14 protein-coding genes are annotated in these 20,556 nt (G+C 67.0%); 2 read left to right on the top strand and 12 right to left on the bottom strand.

Annotated features, from left to right (window positions below; all coding sequences use genetic code 11):
• Window position 1: 1 nt before the first annotated feature.
• The 3 genes from mreD to KHN93_RS03715 form a co-directional block, all read right to left on the bottom strand.
• Window positions 2-487, bottom strand: coding sequence for a rod shape-determining protein MreD (gene mreD / locus KHN93_RS03725; protein ID WP_039514914.1), 486 nt, complete (start codon window positions 485-487; stop codon window positions 2-4).
• Window positions 484-1,737: a rod shape-determining protein MreC gene (mreC, locus tag KHN93_RS03720; protein ID WP_104561886.1), complete on the bottom strand. Its 1,254-nt coding sequence runs from the start codon at window positions 1,735-1,737 to the stop codon at window positions 484-486. Before mreC ends, mreD begins: the two co-directional genes overlap by 4 nt.
• A 172-nt stretch (window positions 1,738-1,909) precedes the next feature.
• Entirely contained in the window at window positions 1,910-2,956 is a 1,047-nt protein-coding gene (locus tag KHN93_RS03715) for a rod shape-determining protein (protein WP_006452025.1), read from the bottom strand.
• Between the two features lie 276 nt (window positions 2,957-3,232).
• On the opposite strand from KHN93_RS03715, the gene KHN93_RS03710 reads away from it, so the two are divergent.
• Together KHN93_RS03710 and KHN93_RS03705 are read left to right on the top strand one after the other, a co-directional pair.
• Window positions 3,233-4,165 (top strand): carbohydrate kinase family protein, encoded by a 933-nt coding sequence (locus tag KHN93_RS03710; protein WP_003482735.1) that lies wholly within the window; start codon window positions 3,233-3,235, stop codon window positions 4,163-4,165.
• A 249-nt stretch (window positions 4,166-4,414) separates the two neighbouring features.
• Window positions 4,415-6,388 carry a sigma-54-dependent Fis family transcriptional regulator gene (locus tag KHN93_RS03705; RefSeq protein WP_047126072.1) on the top strand — a complete coding sequence of 658 codons (1,974 nt, stop codon included), beginning with the start codon at window positions 4,415-4,417 and terminating at the stop codon, window positions 6,386-6,388.
• Between the two features lie 676 nt (window positions 6,389-7,064).
• On the opposite strand, the gene KHN93_RS03700 is transcribed toward KHN93_RS03705, so the two are convergent.
• From KHN93_RS03700 to KHN93_RS03660, 9 genes are all read right to left on the bottom strand, one after another.
• Window positions 7,065-9,449: a TonB-dependent receptor gene (locus KHN93_RS03700; protein ID WP_212579155.1), complete on the bottom strand. Its 2,385-nt coding sequence runs from the start codon at window positions 9,447-9,449 to the stop codon at window positions 7,065-7,067.
• 11 nt (window positions 9,450-9,460) lie between these two features.
• Window positions 9,461-10,567 (bottom strand): S-(hydroxymethyl)glutathione dehydrogenase/class III alcohol dehydrogenase, encoded by a 1,107-nt coding sequence (locus KHN93_RS03695; RefSeq protein WP_104591080.1) that lies wholly within the window; start codon window positions 10,565-10,567, stop codon window positions 9,461-9,463.
• A gap of 35 nt (window positions 10,568-10,602) precedes the next feature.
• Window positions 10,603-11,664: a beta-propeller fold lactonase family protein gene (locus tag KHN93_RS03690; protein WP_104561880.1), complete on the bottom strand. Its 1,062-nt coding sequence runs from the start codon at window positions 11,662-11,664 to the stop codon at window positions 10,603-10,605.
• Window positions 11,661-12,311, bottom strand: a complete 651-nt coding sequence (locus tag KHN93_RS03685; protein WP_181142002.1) for a c-type cytochrome — start codon at window positions 12,309-12,311, stop codon at window positions 11,661-11,663. Before KHN93_RS03685 ends, KHN93_RS03690 begins: the two co-directional genes overlap by 4 nt.
• A 25-nt stretch (window positions 12,312-12,336) precedes the next feature.
• A complete protein-coding gene (locus KHN93_RS03680; RefSeq protein ID WP_104561878.1) occupies window positions 12,337-14,097 on the bottom strand; it encodes a quinoprotein dehydrogenase-associated putative ABC transporter substrate-binding protein in 1,761 nt (586 codons plus the stop codon).
• Window positions 14,094-16,112, bottom strand: coding sequence for a methanol/ethanol family PQQ-dependent dehydrogenase (locus tag KHN93_RS03675; RefSeq protein WP_342344387.1), 2,019 nt, complete (start codon window positions 16,110-16,112; stop codon window positions 14,094-14,096). Before KHN93_RS03675 ends, KHN93_RS03680 begins: the two co-directional genes overlap by 4 nt.
• Window positions 16,113-16,749: 637 nt before the next feature.
• Window positions 16,750-17,373 (bottom strand): HAD family hydrolase, encoded by a 624-nt coding sequence (locus KHN93_RS03670; protein ID WP_212579153.1) that lies wholly within the window; start codon window positions 17,371-17,373, stop codon window positions 16,750-16,752.
• Window positions 17,374-17,515: 142 nt separating this feature from the next.
• Window positions 17,516-18,235 (bottom strand): hypothetical protein, encoded by a 720-nt coding sequence (locus KHN93_RS03665; protein ID WP_212579152.1) that lies wholly within the window; start codon window positions 18,233-18,235, stop codon window positions 17,516-17,518.
• A gap of 250 nt (window positions 18,236-18,485) precedes the next feature.
• Window positions 18,486-20,441: a M1 family metallopeptidase gene (locus tag KHN93_RS03660; RefSeq protein ID WP_212579595.1), complete on the bottom strand. Its 1,956-nt coding sequence runs from the start codon at window positions 20,439-20,441 to the stop codon at window positions 18,486-18,488.
• Between the last annotated feature and the right edge of the window lie 115 nt (window positions 20,442-20,556).

Here is a 20,556-nt window from a genome sequence, read left to right as displayed (position 1 = left end):
CTTACTTCTTGCTCCGCTTGCCCAGCCGCACCGCATCCAGCAACACGAACAGCGGCGGCCATAGCGCCATGCCCAGCAGCGGCGCCCACCAGTAGCTCCACGGCAGGGTCGGCTCGCCCACCGCCAGATGCACGGCCGAGGAGACGATGCGGTCGTTGAGCAGCAGCCCGCCGATCGCCAACGCCTGCTGCGAGACCGGGAAGAAGCGCATCCGCGCGCGGAAGCGCTGCAGGATGAAGGTCATGATCACCAGCCGCAGCGCCTGCTCGCCGAGCAGCCCGCCATACAGCAGGTCGGCCAGCACGCCGGCCACGAAGGCGATGCCCAGCCCGACCCGGTCCGGCTCCTCGATCACCCAGTACGCCAGCACCAGCGCCAGCCAGTACGGACGCAGCGGCTGCACCACGATCGGCAGCGGCAGCAGGCCCAGCACCAGCGCAATGACGATGCTCGCCGGCAGGATCCAGGTGTTGCGCATGCGGGTCATTGGTCCGTCTCCTGCGGAGCCGGACGGGATTGGGGAGTAGGGATTGGGGATTGGCTGGAAGCAGCGCCCTGTGGTGGGGACGAACCGGAATCGGGATTCGGGCCGTTGGATGCGGTCGATGCGGGACGGCGGGCGGGCGTGCTGGCCGGGCGGCCGGACGCTGGCGCACTGGACGGCAGCGCGCCGGGCGCGGCAGGTGTCGCTGCGGACCGTGCAGGCGCCGAGGTACCGGTGCCCGATGCCGCGGCGGCCGTCGGGCGCGCGGTATCAGTCGCTGCGCTGGAAACACCGCCCGCAGGCGTGCGCGGTGTCGCAGTCACCGGCGCGCCGGCCGCCGCCGCGACGCCGTTGCTGTTGCCGTTACCAATCCCAACTCCCGAATCCCCAATCCCGGCCCCAGGCACCACCCGCAGCGGCTTGCCAGCGCGCAGCAGCAGCACATCGCGGCCGCGATCGAGCTTGGCTGCCGGGGTCAGTTCGCCGACCAGGAAGGCGTGGGTGTCGTCTGGATGCAGTTCGGAGACCTTGCCGACCGGGAAACCGGCCGGGAAGCGGCCACCGAGGCCGGAGGTGACGATTTCGTCGCCCACCTGCACGCCGGCACTGAGCGGGATGTCGCGCAGTTCCAGCCGGTCGCCGCGGCCGTAGACGATCAGGCGCACGCCGTTGCGCGCCACGCTGACCGGCACCGCGTGGTCGGGGTCGGTCAGCAGCAGCACGGTCGAATGCAGCGGGGTCACTTCGATCACCTGGCCCATCAGCCCGCCGGCGTCGATCACCGCCTGGCCCAGCAGCACGCCATCGCGGCTGCCGGCGTCCAGCAGCAGGCGTTGCCGGGTCGGGTCCAGGTCGATATCCAGGATCGGCGCCAGCTGCACGTCCAGCCCGCGGCGCTCGGCGACGTTGAGCAGTTCGCGCAGCTGCGCATTGTCCAGCGCGGCGGTCTGCAGCCGGGTCAGCCGCGCATTGGCCACCAGCAACTGATTGCGCAGGGTGCGGGTTTCTTCCACCAGTTGCGCGTGGGTGGCGGCGTTATCGCGCACCTGCGAGCCGATCCGCCCCGGCAACCCGGCCACCGCCCAGATCGGCTGGATCAGCAGGTTGGCCTGCAGACGCACCTGGCTCAGCCAGCCCCCCCGGCTATCGAGCGCGATCAGCACGATCGCCAGCACCAGATAGACCAGCAGCCGCAGCGTGGAGGTGACTTCGCCCGGACGGGAGGCGACGGGAGGACCGGCGTAGGAGGGCACTGTCAGGGCCGGGATTGGGGATTCGGAATTGGGGATTCGGGGAGCGGTTGACTGCCCCCGATACGGATGCGGCTAAAACGTGAACTAGCGGAACTGCGGAGCAGTCCTACCGGGCCGTGGGCAGGAACCGCTTTTGCGAATCCCGACTGCCGACTCCCCAATCCCGAACGCTTCACTCCGGCGCGAAGAACTCGTTGCCGTGCATGTCCACCAGCTCCAGCGCGCGACCGCCGCCGCGGGCCACGCAGGTGAGCGGGTCGTCGGCGACCTGTACGTGCAGGCCGGTTTCTTCGGAGATCAGGCGGTCCAGGTCGCGCAGCAGTGCGCCACCGCCGGTGAGCACGATGCCGCGCTCGGCCACGTCGGCACACAGTTCCGGCGGGGTCTGTTCCAGCGCCAGCTTGACCGCCGAGATGATGCCCGACAGCGGCTCGTGCAATGCCTCGAGCACTTCGTTGGAGTTGATCTTGATCATCTTCGGCACGCCTTCGGCAAGATTGCGGCCGGAGATTTCCATCTCCTGCACCTCGTCCTGCGGGTAGGCGCAGCCGATCTGCAGCTTGATGCGCTCAGCGGTGGCTTCGCCGATCAGCATGCCGTGGTTGCGGCGCACGTAGTTGGTGATCGACTCGTCGAAGCGGTCGCCGCCCACGCGCACCGACTGCGAGTAGACGATGCCGTTGAGCGAGATGACCGCCACTTCGGTGGTGCCGCCGCCGATGTCGATGACCATCGAACCGCGCGCCTCGGTCACCGGCATGCCGGCACCGATCGCCGCGGCCATGGGTTCCTCGATCAGATACACATCGCGCGCACCGGCTTCTTCCGCCGATTCCTTGATGGCGCGGCGCTCGACCTGGGTGGAACCGGCCGGCACGCATACCAGCACGCGCGGGCTCGGGCGCAGGAAGCGCGACTTGTGCACCTTCTTGATGAAGTGCTTCAGCATTGCCTCGGTGTAGGTGAAGTCGGCGATGACGCCGTCCTTCATCGGGCGGATCGTGGTGATGTGGCCCGGGGTGCGGCCGAGCATCTGCTTGGCCTCGGCGCCGACGGCGGCCACCGAGCGCGTGCCGCCGATTGCGCGGTCCTGACGCACCGCCACCACCGAAGGTTCGTTCAGCACGATGCCCTGCCCGCGTACGTAGATCAGCGTATTGGCCGTGCCCAGGTCGATGGACAGGTCGTTGGAGAACATGCCGCGGAGTTTCTTGAACATCGAGGGAGTTGTTCCTGGGTAAGTCGCGTGCCCGCCGCCAGACTGGCGAAATTTTGGGCAGAAAACGAAGTCCACTAGCCTAGCAATCCCCCCCGGTGCGGGCAAGGAAAAATCGGCCGTTGCGGCGTCGTTTTCATGTGCCGGTCACGCCGGGCATGGCATGCGGTTGTGGCCCTGATCGGTCACAGCCGTTACCCTTTGCGCCGCGGCGCGCGCGCCGTCCCGCTGCCATGCCCGGCAACTGGCGGGTAATTCCCAACGCAAAGGCCTGACTCGATGTCCGCACTGATCTGTGGTTCCCTCGCCTACGACACCATCATGGTGTTTCCGGACCAGTTCAAGAACCACATCCTGCCGGACAAGGTGCACATCCTGAATGTGTCGTTCCTGGTCCCGCGCATGCGCCGCGAGTTCGGCGGTTGCGCCGGCAATATCGCCTACAACCTGCATCTGCTCGGCGGCGCGCCGATCCCGATGGGCACCGTGGGCCAGGACTTCGGCCCGTATCGCGAACATTTCGAAACGCTGGGGATCGACCTGTCGCGGGTGAAGATCATCGACGACCTGTTCACCCCGCAGGCCTTCATCACCACCGACCACGACAATAACCAGATCACCGCGTTCCATCCGGGCGCGATGATGCGCAGCTACGAGAACCACGTGAAGGATGTGCCGGGCGTGACCCTGGGCCTGGTCGGCCCGGACGGGCGCGAGGGCATGATCCAGAATGCGGAAGAGTTCGCTGCCGCCGGCATCCCCTTCATCTTCGATCCCGGCCAGGCGATGCCCTTGTTCAACGGCCCGGAACTGCGCCAGTTCATCGAGCAGGCCCAGTACGTGGTGGTCAACGACTACGAATCCAACCTGCTGCAGGAACGCACCGGCTGGGACGAGAAGGACATCGTCTCGCGCGTGCAGGCCTACATCACCACGCAGGGCCCCAAGGGCGCGCTGGTGCATACGCCAGAAAAGACCTACGACATCCCGCCGGCGCACGAGCGCCGCGTGGTCGACCCGACCGGCTGCGGCGACGCCTTCCGCGCCGGCCTGATCTACGGCATCCAGGGCGGCTACGACTGGCTGACGATCGGACGGATGGGCAACCTGATGGGCGCGCTGAAGGTGGAGCACCCGGGCACGCAGAACCAGCGGTTCGACTTTGCCGAGTTCAACGACCAGTTCAAGCAGCAGTTCGGCTACGCGCTCTGACGCGCACCGCCGCTGATCAGCGCTTTTACCCGTTCCCCCTCGGGAAAAGGTGCCCCACAGGGGCGGATGAGGATACGAGCGAAGCCCCGTGCAGGTTGAACAGCACAACGCTTCGCACCGTCCCCTCACCCCAACCACTCTCCCGCAGGAGAGGGGCGCGTCGGCACCGCAATTGCTGCAATGCAGTTTGAGCATCAGCCCGATCTGTGCCTCTACTGACGTTTCGCGCCCACTGAGGAACGCTGGCCCATGTCCGAGCCAAGCGTTGTCGCCGCCACGTCCATCGCCCTGCCGGAGATCGAGCCGGATGCGCTCCGGCAGATCCGCCGGTTGCGCGACATTGCGCCGCTTGCCGCACCACTGTCGCGCTCGTGGCGGCGCTGCCTGGACGATTACGCGTTGTTGCCCGAGGCAGCCCCCGAGCCGCTGGTGCACGATGCGCTGCACGTGCGCGAGCGCCAGCAACGTCTGGGCGATGTGCTGCGCATTGCCAAGGTGGAGATGGAAAACCTCTACGAGCAGATCGCCGGCAGCGGCTACGCCGTGATCTTTGCCGATGCCGAGGCGACCGTGCTGCACAGCGTGCACGACCCCACCCTGCTGCGCGAATTCCGCCAGGCCGGTCTGTTCTGCGGCGCCAGCTGGGCCGAGTGCCATCAGGGCACCAACGGCCTGGGTACCTGCGCGGCCGAGCGCACCGCAGTGAGCGTGCACCGCGGCGAACATTACCTGACCCGCCATCTACCGCTGTCGTGCAGCGGCGCGCCCATCCTGGACCCGCATGGCGGGCTGCTGGCGGTGCTGGATGCGTCCACTCCCAATGCGCAGGACGGCAAGCAGATCCAGCGCCACACCGTGGCCCTGGTGAGCATGTCGGCGGCGCAGATCTCGCGCTCGCATTTCCTCAACCAGTTCGGCCATGCGTTCATCCTGCGCTTCCATAGCCGGCCCGAGTTCGCCGGCCTGCTGCACGAGGCACTGATCGCGATCGATACCGATGGCCGCGTGCTGGCAGTCAACGAGGCGGTGCTGGAGCAACTGGGCAAGATCGATCGCAGCCAGCTGGTGGGCCGCAACATTGCGCAGGTGATGCAGCTGGATTTCGACACCCTCGAGCACCGCGCCGGCAGCGATGCCGGCACCTTGTGGTCGATCCGCTGCGCCTGCCATGGGCGACGGTTCTACGCACTGGTGCGCCCGCCGCGCGCGCGCGCTGCGCTGCCGGCGGTGGGTGGGCCGGCACAGCTGGCACCGGATACCGAGCTGCAACCCGGTGAGCATGTCGGCTCGGATTCGCGCATGCGCCACAACCTGGCCAATGCCTTGAAGCTGGCTGCGCATCGCGTGTCGATTCTGCTGCGCGGCGATACCGGTACCGGCAAGGAGGAATTTGCCAAGGCGGTGCACCGCGGCTCGCCGTGGGCCGGCGGCGCGTTCGTGGCGATCAACTGCGCGGCGATTCCCGAGGCGTTGATCGAGAGCGAATTGTTCGGATATGCGCGCGGTGCGTTCACCGATGCCGCGCGCGAAGGCCGCCATGGCAAATTGCTGCAGGCCAGCGGCGGCACCCTATTTCTTGATGAAATCGGAGACATGCCGCTGCCCTTGCAGAGCCGCCTGCTACGCGTGCTCGAAGAACAATGCGTCACCCCGCTGGGCAGCGAACGCGCGGTACCGCTGGAGCTGCACGTGATCAGTGCCAGCCATCGCGATCTGGCGCAGCGGGTGGCGGCCGGCGAGTTTCGCGAGGATTTGTATTACCGGCTCAATGGCGTGGTGCTGCACCTGCCACCGCTGCGCGAGCGCAGCGACAAGGCCGAGTTGATCCGCACCCTGCTGCGCGAGGAAAACAGCGAGCACAGCGTGCGCATCAGCGAAGAAGCGATGCACAAACTGCTGAGCTACGCATGGCCGGGCAACCTGCGCCAGTTGCGCAATGTGCTGCGCACGGCGGCGGTATTGTGCAGCGACGGCGTGATCCGCCTGCCCAACCTGCCGCAGGAAATCGTCGATGCCGGCAGCGCACCGTGCCTGGTCGATGGCCGCGCGGTGGCCGCCGACGACATGCCCGGCCGCGTCGCACTCGACCAGGCCGAACGCCTGGTGCTGCAGCAACAACTCGAACGCCACCGCTGGAATGTCAGCCGCACCGCCGATGCCCTGGGCATCAGTCGCAATACGCTGTATCGCAAGCTGCGCAAGCATGGCCTGGATACCGGGTGATTGAGGGGCAGGGATTTGGGATTCGGAATTGGGGAATTGAGGGGCAGGGATTCGGGATTCGGAATTGGGGATTCGTTAGAGCCCATGCTGGTTCTTGGCGCTGGTATTTGGAGCGATTTATCAAGAGCACTTCTTGACCATCAGGTGGGTGCCGCTGTTGTTTGGTGCGGCATGCACCACTTGTGGATGCCGCGATTGTGGAGCGGATGATTTGGAGCTTGGTTGCAGGGCCCTTGCCCGCCCACCATCGCAGGACACGCCGCAAGTACGTCCTTGTAGGCTCTTACGCGGCATCCATGCCGCGTAAGAGCCCGCGACGGTGGGCGGGCAAGGACCGATCTAGCTGGTCGGTGTGCACGGTAGGAGCAGTGATTGATGCGCGTTGTTCGATCATGACGTGCCGGCTCAACACCTGATGCACAACGCGCTACAAGCAGCTTTCACGCGACCACCGATTCACTCTCTGGTGTGGTGGCATCGCCGATTGCGGGACCGTGTGGCGGCATGGATGCCGCCACCGAGCCCCAGGGATGGGTTCACGGCGTGTCCCGCGAGCCGTGAGGGCACCGCGCCCTCGGCCAGCGCAGCTCGGTACCATCCAGATAACGCTGCGGGTGACTGGCGATTGCACCTTGCGCCTTGCGAATCCCTAATCTCCAATCCCGAATCCCCAGCCTCATAACGCCCAGCGTATGCCGATCAGATACTGCCGCGGCACACCTGGTGCGAGAAACCGCGCCGGGCCGGTTTCCACTGGCGCATCCTGCGGACGCGCGAGTTCGCCATCGGGGAACACGTCTTCGGCCACGGCCGCGTAGGTCGCGTAGCGGCGGTTGAAGACGTTGTCGATGCGGGCGAACAGCGACAGCCGCTCGCCCAGTTGCCAACGGGCCTGCAGATCCACCAGCGCGTAGCCGGCGGTGCCGATGTCGATGCGCTCGGGTGCGGGCTCGCCGTCTTCGGCATTGTCGACCTGGCCATCCTCGTTGCCGCTGGCCACGCGCCCGGCCACCGCACGCACCCCAGCACCCAGAGTCAGCGCATCGTGCTGCCATTCCACGCCGAGCTTGAGGTTGTGGCGCGGCGATGCGGCGATGCGCAGGCCTGGCCGCAAGGCGATCACGCGCTCGCCGGACAGCAGCTCGCCATCGCTGCGGTAGGTCGCATCCAGGAAGCTGTAGCCGGCCGACCATTGCCAGTCGCCGCTGCGCAGGCGCAGCGCCAGATCCGCGCCCTGGTAGCGGGTGCGGCCGACATTGTCGAAGTAACCCAGTTGGGTGTCCGGTGCACGCAGGAACAGGATGTCGTCGCGATTGTCGGCGCGGTACACCGACAGGCTGGCGTTGCTGTCGGCCGACGGCGCCCAGCGCGCGCCGAGCTCGTACGTGCGCGAAACGATCTGCTCCAGACGCGGGTCGGCCTGCAGGCCGGTCGGCAAGCGGCATGGCTGGGTGGGATCGGCGCAGCCCAATTCGATCGCGGTCGGTGCGCGGCTGTTTTGCGCGACCGAGCCATACAGCGTCAGCCCCGAATCGAGCCGATGGGTCAACCCTAACGATGGATTGGCCTTGGCATAGACGAAGCGCTCGCGTGGGCGGTCGCCGTCTTCGGCGGTGGAAAGGATGTTGTCCACCACCACGCGATTCCAGCGCACTGCGGCGGTGAGATGGGTGGCATCGTCCAGCGCCCAGGTGTCGGCGACGAACACGCCCAGCGTTTTGGTGCTGCCGCGCACGCCGGAAAAGAACGCGCGCTCGGCATCCGGATCGGCAGCGACCGAGCGGTCCGGTTGCACCCAGCCGTCGCGGGCGAATTGCCGATAGCGCACATGGCCGCGATCGAAGGTGACGCCGGTGCTGAGCGCATGCGCACCCCACTGGCTGCTCAGGTTGACTGCCAGGCCTTGCGCCTCCTGGCGCATCTGGGTGGTGTTGAGCGCGCCGGTGGGCAATGCATCGGCATCGGCGCGCGCGACATCGCAATCGGCATCCAGCGCGCTGCCATCGGCGGCATAACCTGAGGCGCATTCTTCGACAAATTCTTCGTAGTCCTCGCCGATATCGCCATTGACGGTGTCGCGGCGGCCCACGCGCGCGTAGGCCAGTGCATGCAATGCGGTGTCCGCATCGAAGCGATGGTCCAGTTGCGCGGTGAACAGCGTATTGCGATTGCGGGTGAGATCGGGCGAGGTGTACACCGCGCGGCGGTCGGCGCGATACAGGCCGGGCTCGGGGCCATCGTCGGTGTAGCGCGTATCCGGCAGCAGGCCATTGCCGATCAGGCGGCTGCGCCCGTGCAGCACCGACAGGCTCCAATCGGTCTGCTCGCCCTGCTTGCCGACCTTGCCGAACACGGTTCCCAGACGGCCCTCGGAGGCATCGCGCCAGCCGTTCTCGTCGAAACCGGTGACCGCGACGAAGCCATGCCAGCCGTCCTGGCTGGCGAGCCCGTAACTGGCATCCAGTCGCTTGCGCGCACCGCTGCCGATGCTCAGCTCGCCCTGCACTCCCGGTGAGGTGAGGCCCGACGCGGTAGACAGCACCACCGCGCCACCGAGCGTGTTCGGCCCGAACAAGGGATTGGAACCGGGCATCAGGGTCACCGCGTTGATTGCCGACTCGGGCAGCATGTCCCAGCTGACGATATCGGCGAACGGTTCGTTGAAACGCACGCCATCCAGATACACCGACACGCCTTGCGAGGCGCCGGGCAAGGCGGAGGCACGAAACCCGTGGAAGGTGAGGTCGTTCTGGAACGCGCTGCCCTGCACATCGTTGCCATCCACGCCGACGAAGCTCCGCTGCAGCAGATCGCCGAGGTTGTTGCTGCGCGCGCGCGACAGCTCGCTGTTGGTGGCCGATTGCACCATGTACGGCAGCTGTGCCGCATCGATGGTGGTGCCGGGGATCGGCGTGGCGGTGACCTCGATGCGTTCCAGCCAGGTCACCTGCGGCGCCTCGGCCGCCACTGCCAGCGCGCTGCTTGCGAGCAAGGCGCTGACGCAGGCGCCTGCCAGTGCGTGATGGTGCAACTTCGCTGTGCTGCGTGTGCCTGCTGCCATCTGCGTCTCCCTCAATAGAGCACGATCGATTTGATGCCGCGCGCCGCACGCAAGTCCGCCAGCGCCTGATTGATGTCATCCAGCGCCAGTGTGCGGGTGATCAACGGCGCCAGCCGGATGTCGCCGTGCAGATAGCGCGCGACATAGCCGGGCAATTCGCTACGCCCTTTCACTCCGCCGAAGGCGCTGCCGCGCCACACCCGCCCGGTCACCAGTTGAAACGGGCGCGTGCTGATTTCCTGCGCGTCGTCGGCCACGCCAAGGATGACGCTCTCGCCCCAGCCCTTGTGGCAGCACTCCAGCGCCGCGCGCATCGCGCCGACATCGCCCACGCATTCGAAGCTGTGGTCGGCGCCGCCATCGGTGAGGTCCACGATCACCTGCTGGATTGGTGCGCCGTAGTCGCGCGGATCCAGGCAATCGGTGGCGCCCAAGGCGCGCGCCAGCGCGAACTTGGCCGGGTCGATATCCACCGCGATGATGCGCCCGGCCTGCGCCAGCACCGCGCCCTGCACCACCGACAAGCCGATGCCGCCCAGGCCGAACACCGCCACGCAGTCGCCGGGCCGCACATGCGTGCTGTTGAGCACCGCACCGACGCCGGTGGTGACCGTGCAGCCGAGCAGGCAGACCTGATCCAGCGCTGCCTCCGGCTGGATCCGCGCGACCGCGATCTCCGGCACCACGGTGTATTCGGAAAACGTGCTGATGCCCATGTGGTGCAGGATTGGCCGGCCGTGCAGCGAGAACCGGCTGCTGCCATCGGGCATCAGCCCGCGCTCCTGGCTGCTGCGGATCGCCTGGCACAGGTTGGTGCGGCCGGAGCGGCAGAACTTGCACACGCCGCATTCGGGCATGTACAGCGGGATGACGTGATCGCCGGGCTGCACGCTGGTGACGCCGATGCCGACCGCCTCGACGATGCCCGCGCCTTCCTGCCCCAGGATCACCGGGAAGCTGCTTGCTTGCCCATGCGCCAATGCATGCGCATCGCCATGGCAGATGCCGGTGGCGACCAGGCGCACCAGCACCTCGCCGGGCCGCGGCGGCTGCAGGTCCACCTCTTCGATGGTCAGCGGCTGGTGCGGACCCCATGCCACCGCAGCGCGTGTCTTCATCCGGCCTCCCTGGCGCGCTGCGGCATGCCCGCCGCTCAGCGCGCGATGACCACGCCCCACGGCAGTTCGCCGACGGGGATCTGTTTGATCTCGCGCAACGCGACGGTGTCGATCACGCTGACCGTGTTCGAGCGCCCGTTGGCGACATACAGCTTGTCGCCGGCCGGGGTCAGTGCCGGATTCCACGGCCGCAGCCCCACCGCGATTTCGGCGAGACTGAGCGCACTGTTGGTATCGATCACGCTGAGCGTGCCGGCACCGCCGTTGGACGCATACAGCCGCGTGCCGTCGGCCGACAACGCCACGCCCGCCGTGCGCACGCCGGCCGGCAGGCTGGCGCGGCGTTGGCGCGTCTGCAGGTCGATCACGTCGACCACGTTGGCGGTTTCCTGCGCGATGTAGACGCTGTGCCCGTCGGGCGCGAACGCCATGCCGCGCGGATGGCCGCTGGTGGCGACCACGCCACGCGAGCGACCGGTGGCCAGCTCGATCATGTCCATGTCGTTGGAGCCCTCGTTGCTGGTGAGCAGCCACTGCCCGTCCGGCGTGTAGGCGCAGTGCTCGGGCGCCTGCCCGCGCGTGGCGATCACCTGTTGCACGCTGAACTGTGCCGCATCGATCAACATCACCTGGTTCTGGCCTTCCACGCACACCGCAAACTGCTTGCCGTCCGGCGACAGCGCAATGCCTTCGGCGTTCTCGCCGATCTCCACGCTGCGCAGCACCGCGTCCTTGTCGGTATCGAGTTCGATCAGGCGGTGATGCTCGGCATCGATCAGGTACAGATGCCCCTGCGGGCCCGGCAATACCTGCTGCAGGCGCTTGCCCAGCTGCCCCTGTGCGCTGAGCGTACGCACCACCGTGTCGGTGTGCGTATCGATCACCGATACCGTGCCGCTGCGCTGGTTGGGCACATAGGCAAATGCCGGCGGCGTTGCGGGCACCGGTGCCGCGGCCTTCGTTGCGGGCATCGCTGCCGCCGGCGCCGCGTTGGACGCCGGCAGCTCCGCATCGCGCCGGCAACCGGCCAAGGCCAGCAGCGCGCCCAGCGCAGTTGCCGCAAGCAGGCACCGCCAACCGGTTGGCGCTGGCCTCATTGCGCCTTGCCCGCGGTCTTGTTGATCGAATGGATGAAGGCGAGCAGTTTTTCGGTGTCGCCCGGCTTTAGCACCGGCGCGAACGGCGGCATCTGCCCGACCACCTTTTCATGCCCGACCCGCGTCTTGCCGTGGGTGATCATCGCGGCGGTGCCTTCGCTGATCAGCGTGCGCAAGGTGTCGTCGTCGCTGCCATACACCCAGATGTCGTTGGTCAACGGCGGGCACATGCCGCCGCCACCGGTGCCGCCATGGCAGGCATTGCAGCCGGCGGAGAAATAGATCTTCTTGCCCTCGGCGATCAGCTCGGGCGTGACCTTGACCTCCGGCCCCTTCGGGATCGGCACCACGGTGGCCGGCGCTGCGGGCGGCGTGGCCGGATCCGGCGCAGGCCCGGCGGCCGGGTTGGGCACCGCGGCGCTCGCCGCTGCAGGTGCAGCAGTACCGGTGGCCGGCGCCGGCGGACTGACAGCCGGTGCGGTGGCCGCCTCAGGCGCGGGCGCGGGCGGCGGTGCGTCCTTGCCGCAGGCGGCCAGCACGACGCTGAGCATCACCGCGCACAGCGGTGCGCGCATGGAACGATCGAAACAACCCACGGTGGACTTGCGCATGAACGAACCTTTCTGATCGGAGGGAGCACCGCGCACCCCGTGCGCGCGGCGGGTGACGCAGTCATTGCCGGGAGGGGCGCCTGGCCTCGGTAAGCAGCGTGGCCAGCGCGTTATCGCCGCGTGCCTGCGCTAATGCAGCGGCGGTCTTGCCGTCGCGATTGCGTGCGGCAGGGTCGGCGCCGGCCGCCAGCAGGCGCTTGGCCGCCGCGTCGCGCCCGGCCGCGGCGGCCAGCATCAATGCGGTGACGCCGGCCTGGTTGGCGTGGCCGACGTCGGCACCGCCGGCCAGTACCGCATCGAGAATCGCCGGGTCGTCGCGCGCCACCGCGAACATCACCGGCGTGAAGCCGGTGGCATTGGCACGCCGCACATCCGCGCCCGCCTTGAGCAAGGCCTGCACCACGCCGACATCGGCGTAGGACACCGCCAGGTCCAGCGCGCTCCAGCCATCGCTGGAGACGGTGTCCACCGGCGCGCGCTTGCCGAGCAACCTGGTCACGCTGCCGGCATCGTTGGCCCAGGCCGCCTTCATCAAGGCGGTCCAGCCGCTGCCATCGCGCGCATCCAGGCGTGCGCCGGCATCGAGCAGCAGGCCGACCAGATCCGGTTCCTGGTTGCGGATGGCCTGATGCAACGGCGGCTCGCCGAGCAGGTTGGGACGGTTGGCATCGGCGCCATGCCGCAACAGCCACGCCGCACGCACCGCGTCGCCGGCATCCAGTGCATGCGCCAGTTCCTGGTTCGGGTCGGCACCGTCGGCGATGCGCAGTTGCAACTGCGCCAGCTCCTGCGAGGACGCAGCCGGGCTTGGCGCCTTGGACACCGGCATCGGCGTCGCATACGGCCCGTGCGCGGCCAGATCGCCGGCTACCACGCAGTCGCCACAGCGCACCAGCGGCACGTGATAGCTGCGCAGGATCTCGGCGATCTTTGCTGAACTCTGTTGCATGGCCGTGTTCAACGCATCGCGCAGGTCCGCGTTCTTGCGCGACACCGCCCACGCCATCGAATACTCCAGCACCGCATCGTCGATGGTATTGAGCGGCACCATGCCCAGGCCGCTGCGTTGCGCGTAGTAACCGGCCACCGGGCCCCAGGATTCGGCCGCATCCAGTTCATTGGCGGCGACGCGCTCGACCAGCTTGCCGGGATGTTCTTCCGGCGCCGTGGCCGAGTCGTAGAACAGGTATTGCACCTGGCCGCTGATGCCGTGCTCGTACAGGGCCTGGCGTGCGGGCGAGCTCTGGAACACGCCCAGCCGCAGTGTTTTCAGCGCCGGATCGTCCAGCGATGTCGGCACCAGATCCAGGCCCTTGCGCGTCACCAGCACATAGGCCGAGCGATACAGCGGGCGCGTGGTCAGGCCCTGCTCGAAATCGCTGTTGAGGTCCATCAACACATCGCAGCGGCCGGCAGTGATCGTGCTGCGTGCCAGCCCGCGTTGGTAATAGGTGCGCCACTCGTATTCCAGGCGCCGGCCCATCGCATCGGCCACGACCTGCGCAATCTTGTTCTGAAAGCCTTCGCCGGCCTTGTTGGACAGCGGCATGTTGCCCGGGTCGGCGCAGACCCGCAGCACGTGCGGATCGGGCGCTGGCGGTGGAGCACTGGCCGTGGCCGGTGCCGCAGTGGAGGCCGCCGTCGCGGACGCCGCAGCGGAAGCAGAAGCGCGAGCCGTCGGTGAGGACGGCTCGCGAGTGCAGCCTGCGGCGACGAGTCCGAGGCTGCAAAGCACAAGCAGCTGACGCAGCTGCCGGTGCATGCCACGCGCACCGGCAGCGAACTGCCGGTGCGCGCGACCAACGCCTTGCGTGGAACTCATCGTGCGGTCTTCGCGGCGGCATTGGCGGTGCCGCCTGCAGCCGCAGTGGCGGTGGCGGTGGCGCTGGCGGTCACGGTCTTGCCGGCGCCATCGATCCGGAAGCTATGCACCATGCCGCCGAGCGGGATCTTGTCGAAGCCGGCACCGAATGCCAGCCCCGCAGCCCCCAGCGCGCCATACGGATCTGACGGATCCAGACCTGCAGCCACCGGCAGGCCGATCCAGCCACCGATGCCGGAGAACACCGCCACGTACTGGTGCCCATTGGCCTTGTAGGCGATCGGGTTGCCGATGATGCCGGAGGGCAGTTTCATCTCCCACAGCTTCTTGCCGGTGTCCTTGTCCACCGCACGGAACCAGCCATCCAGCGTGCCGTAGAACACCAGCCCGCCGTCGGTGACCAGGGTGCCGCTCCACACCGGGAACTTCTCCTTGATCTCCCACTTGGACTTGCCTTCCACCACGTCGAAGGCCTTGACGATGCCCAGTGCACCCGGCTCGTTGGGCTTCATCATCACGTTGGCGAACACGTACGGCAGGCCCATCATGGTGTTGCCGCGTTCCTGCGGTTCCAGCTCCATATGCCAGTTGTTGGTGCCGCAGAAGAACACCGCTGAATTGGCCGGATCCACCGAGCACGGCTGCTGGTCCTTGCCACCCATCGCCGACGGGAAGGCCTGCACCTTCTTGCCTCGCTCCAGCGGCGAATGCGCGGCCACCTTGACCGGGCGGCCGGTCTTCATGTCGATGCGTTCGGCCCAGTTGGCTGGCACGAACTTGTGTGCGCGCAGCAGCGTGCCATCGCGGCGATCGAGCACGTAGGCAAAGCCGTTGCGGTCGAACTGCACCACGGACGGAACTTCCTTGCCGTCGATGGTCAGATCGACCAGGATCGGCTCGTTGATGCCGTCGTAGTCCCACTGGTCGAACGGCGTCTTCTGGTAGCCCCACACCGCTTCGCCGGTATCGATCTTGCGCGCGAACAGGGTCATCGACCACTTGTTGTCATGCTCGCCGTTGTTGCATTCCTCCTGCGAGGTCTTGCCGCAGCGATACGACGGGCTCCACAGGCCGGGATTGCCGGTGCCGTAGTAGAGCAGCTTCAACTTCGGGTCGTAGCTGTACCAGCCCCAGGCCGCACCGCCACCACGCTTCCATTCGTCGCTGGGAAAGGTCTTGACGCCCAGATCGCCGAGCTGGCCATGCTGCGGGTTGGCCTTGTTGAAATCCGCACCCAGGCAGATCGATTTGTCAGTCCCGGCCGCATCGCAAGACCAGGCCTGCTTGCCATCGGCCAAGTTGTAGGCAGCGACACGTCCAAGCACGCCGAACTCGTTGCCGCTGATGCCGGCCACCACCTTGCCGTCGGCGATGATCGGCGCCATGGTGATGGTTTCGCCCTTGTCCGGGTGCGCGAGTTTCTGCTTCCACACTTCCTTGCCGGTCTTGGCATCGAGTGCAATCACATCGCCGCTCAGGCTGCCGAACACCAGCTTGCCATCGGCATAGGAGGCGCCGCGGTTGACTGTATCGCAGCACGCCACCGCCACCGAGCGTTCGTCCTGCTGAGGGGTGTACTTCCACAACACCTTGCCGCCGTCGTCCTGCGCAGCCAGGTCGATGGCGAACACGTTGTTCGGATACGCGCTGACCATGTACATGACGCTGCCGATCACCAGCGGCTGGCCTTCGTGGCCGCGCGTGGCATCAGTCTTCATTTCCCACGACATCTTCAGGTTCTTGACGTTGTCGCGATTGATCTCGGCCAGCGGGCTGTGCCGGGTGAGCGCGAAGTCGCGCCCGATGCCGCCCCAGTTATCCGGGTTGCTGGCATTGGTGGTGAACTCGCTGTCGGTATCGACCACGGCGGCGGCCGTCGGCGCGGCGGGTTTGGCGGCCGGTGCGGGCGTTGTCGTTTCCGTGGCTGCGTCTTTCTTGCAGCCGGCCAACGCGGCGCTCAGCGCAAGCATGAGCAGCACACGGCTGCGCAGGCTGCGACAGGAAGATTGATGCATATGCGTCTACCCCTCTCGATTGAACAACCAGTCGGTTGAAACATTCCGCAGCGCAGGCGTTGCACCCGCCAGTTGCACCGCGGACGTCGGAAACGTCGAGAGGGAAAGAGCAAACGCCATGCCAGCGCACTGGTGCGACGCACCATGTTGGAGCAGCAGGGTTTGCTGTGATGGCAGTCGCTTGCGCAAGGCGCACTGTCACGGTTCTGGCACAGTTTGCGCCGGGCGTGCTGTGACATGGATGGTGCAGCGGGTGTGGGACTGCCTGTCAGCTGGTGCTGCGCACCTTGCACGCTTGAGTCGACATAGCTCACTGTGGCTCGCGCAAGGCAACACCTCACCTCACCGAAGGCCAGCTACGTCGTCGACTGGGGTGCTGCCGCGTTTCCCTTCTCCCATCGGGAGAAGGTGCCCGAAGGGCGGATGAGGGTACGGCGCAGACAGCCGTGTGCTGTCCGGCTTGCTGATGACGCGTTGCAAGATTCAGCAGCGTCCACGCCCTTTCGAGCGCATGTCACCCTTCCAATGCGATGACGGTGTCCTGATTGTCATCGTCATCGTCATCCAGCGACACGCGGCCAGCCACGCATCGCACTCCATGCTTTGCGCGCGCCTGGCCTACTCGCCAAACCTCACGCTAGCGGCTCCACTGCGCCAGCAACTGCGTGCAATCCTGCAACCGCCAGTCGGCAAGGCCGGGCCATGGATCGCCGGGTGTGTTGACCAGCACGGTGCAGGCACCGGCTGCACGGCCACAGGCCAGGTCGTTGTGGTGATCGCCGACCATGACCAGTGCTGTGCCATCCACCGCCCAGCGTTGCGCGAAGTACTGCAGGCCATCGGGTGCGGGTTTGGGGGCGGCTTCATCGCGGCCGACGATGTCGTCCCAGGCGAATGCATCGTGCAGGCCGATCGCCTGCAATGTCACCTGCGCCAATGCGCGCGCATTGCGGGTGAGCATGCCGAGCCGGCATCCGGCTGTCTGCAACGCACGCACCAGGGCCACTGCACCGGGTGCGGGCTGTGCGGCCTGTGCGAGTTCACGCTCGTGCTCAAGCAACCAGGCGTGTTTGGCTGCGGCCTGCTCGGCCGGCAGTGATGCCAGGTGGTGCAGGATGTCCGCCTCGGGCGGGATCTCCAACGCGCGTCGGATCAACGCGAAATCGTGCACCGCTTCGGTCAGCGTGCCGTCCATGTCGAACACCCAATGGCGGTAGCTGGACAACACGGGCGAGATCTGTGTGATGGCCATGGCGTCCATACGTGAGGAGACTCCAGAGATGGTTGAGGCAACGCCGCAAGCCGTCAGGGAACGCACATCGCGCACTCACCCGAATGGACCGGCACCTCATGACGATGCCGTACGCCGACTGCGCAGCTGGTGCCGTGCAAGGGCGGTGCGCCTACTTCCAGCCCGGCATCTGGGTGGTGTCCAGGCCACCCACGTCGAACTCTGCCGTGCGCTTGCCGCCGGCCTTGACCGGGAACGCGATGCTGATGCGCTTGGCATTGCGCACCAGCTTCCACAGCGCCTTGTCGTCGTCGATGAACATCGCGATCGCTTCATCGGTGTCGGGGCGGTGCGCGGCCATCGGGCGTGGTGCGCCACCATCGGCCGAGACCTGCACCTTGCAACCGCCATAGCAATTGAAGTCGCCGGCCTTGAGCACGAGATAGCTGTGACGCTTCCACTGCGGGTGATCGCGGAACACCAGGCTCACCGGCTTGGGGCCGCTGCCGTCGACATCCACGCGGCTCTTGGCATCGATCATCGCCGAGCGCTGCGTGCCGCCCTTGGCCGGCACCTGCGAGTACTGCCACAACGCCTGCATGCGGCGCAGTTCGCGCGCCTGGTCGCCCTTGGCCTTGATGTCGGCATAACCGGGTTCGATGCGTGTGGCCGCAGCGGTACCGGCGTAGCCTTCCAGCAGTGCGGCGCCATGCGCACGCGCCATGTCCCAGTTACCGGCCTTCACCGCCTCGTCGTATTGCTTGGCGAGTGCGTCGGCCTGTTGTTGCTTGGCCTGCGCCTGCGCGCTTGCCTGCGCCTGACGCTGCGCCTCTCGGTCGGTACAGCCACTCACTGCAGCGACGCACAAGGCCGCGCTCAGCAGATACTTCATCGTCGACTCCGGAAGGCATGAAAGGCAGCGGCAACGATACCAGCCTGCCCACGACAGCCGCGATAAAACTGCGGCACGCCGTAGGAGCGCACCCGGGCGCGATAGAGCATTCCCGGTAAAGCCACGTCGCGCCCGGGTGCGCTCCTACGACGGCGATTGCAGGGCACGGTGCTAGAGCAAGGGCACGGTGCCACCTGCACGATGCAGCAATGAAAGCGGCGGAGGGCGTCTGCAACGCCCTCCCCTGCCATTACGGCTGCGGCTGCGCCGGCGGTGCCGCCTTGGCCTTGGCGATCATCTCGGCCACCGATGCGGTGGTGATCGGGTGGTAGCTGGGCCTGGCCTTTTCGAAGGCCTGCTCGGCGAAGGCGATGCCGTCCGGGGTCTTCAACAACTCGGCGTAGATCGGCAGCACTAGCTTGCGGCGGCCGACGCGTTCGATGAACTCGCCTGCAGCGGGGCGCGCATCGGTGTAACCGCTGCGGATCGCCAGCGGATACCAACGCATGGCGATTTCGCCGTTCGGGGTGCCGGTGAAGTGATAGGCCTCATCCAGCTGCTTGAGCTGCTCGGGCTTGAGCGTGGCGCCCATGCCGCTGAGAAAATGCACCCATTCCTGCGTGCCCCACTCGCCGGTGACCTGCTTGCTCGGCAGCGTGCCGCTGCCGCTCCAGGCAATGCGCGCGGTGTCCACGATCGAGAAGCTGCGCGAGCGTGCCTTGGCGGCGAAGGCCGGGATGCCCGGCTGCTTCAGCCACGCATCCACCTCGGCCGCGCTGACCGTGTTGGGATGCTTGTCCAGCAGGTTCTTGTTGAGGTAATCGACGAACTGGTCGGTGGTGGCGCTCTGGAACGCATGATCGTCGAACCAGCCGCGCAGGAACGGGTCGAACACCTCGCGGCCGAAGCGCTGCTCCAGGAACTGCAGGAACCACGCGCCCTTGACGTAGGCCACCTGGCTCAGGGCTTCGTCGGGGTCGCGCTCGGCCAGCGGCGGCAGCGCCAGCGCCTGGTCGGCCGGCGCCATGCCCTTCACTTCGGCCAGCAGGTCGCCCTGGTCGATCTCGCGCTCCATCTCGGCCATCTCCACGCCATACAGCGCCTCGGTGATGCGGGCCTGCACGTAGGTGGTGAAGCCTTCGTTGAGCCAGATGTCCTTCCAGCTGGCATTGGTCACCAGGTTGCCGGACCAGCTATGCGCCAGTTCGTGCGCGACCAGCGAGACCAGCGACTTGTCGCCGACGATCACGGTGGGCGTGGCGAAGGTCAGGCGCGGATTCTCCATGCCGCCGAACGGGAACGACGGCGGCAGCACCAGCATGTCGTAACGGCCCCAGCGATACGGGCCATACAGTTTTTCGGCCGCACCGATCATCTTTTCGGTGTCTTCGAATTCCTTGGCGGCCTTGTCGGCCATGGCCGGCTCGGCCCAGACGCCCGAGCGCGCGGAAATCGGCTTGAACACCACATCGCCGGCGGCGATCGCCAGCAGATAGGACGGAATCGGCTCGGGCATCTTGAAGCTGTAGTCGCCGTCGCGCGCGGCCTTGGGGTCGTTGTCGGCGCTCATCAGCACCATCACGTCCGGGCGCGAGGTTACGTGCGCGCTGTAGGTGAAGCGCACGCTCGGGGTGTCCTGCAACGGCACCCAGCTGCGCGCGTGGATCGCCTGCGACTGGCTGAACATGAAAGGCAATTGCTTGCCTTCGGTCATCGACGGCTCCAGCCACTGCAGGCCGGAGGCAGTCGGCGTGGTGTGATAGGTGATCACGACCTTGGCAGGCTGGTTCGGCGCCTCGATGGTGAGCTTGCTGCCGAAGGTCTTGTCGGCCGGCGCCAGCGCGAACTGCAGCGGCGCCAGCGTGCCCTTGCCGTCGTCGGCCTGCACCTGCGCAATGCTCAGCTCGCGCGTGTCCAGCACCAGCTGCTTGGCGGCCTTGTCCTTCCATTCCAGCGTGTAGGTGGCGGTGCCGCCGATCTGCTTGGCGTCGAAATCCAGCTTCAGATCCAGCGCCAGATCCTTGATGACCACCAGCTGCGGCTGGGCGTAGGAGCTTTCGTCGTGGTTGCGGGCGTCTGCTTTCACGGGGGCCTTGGCAGTGGTGGCCGGCGCAGCGGTGCTGGCGGCCGGCGGCGTGGACTCGTTGGAACAGCCGGCCAGCGCAATGGACACGGCCAGGGACAGCGACAGGAACGGGAAGCGCATCGACGGCACCGCAGCGAGGGAATTGGGCATTTTAACGCCCCGGGCCGTTGCCTGCCCGTGCGGCTGATGGCGAGCGCTTGCCGGCTGCTCAACCTGCGCCGGCTGGGACACCGTG

The organism is Xanthomonas arboricola pv. juglandis, assembly GCF_905367715.1.
Classification (GTDB): Bacteria; Pseudomonadota; Gammaproteobacteria; order Xanthomonadales; family Xanthomonadaceae; genus Xanthomonas; species Xanthomonas arboricola.
The sequence above is the reverse complement of the archived record's forward strand: the minus strand, read 5'-3'. Positions and strand labels throughout refer to the sequence as shown.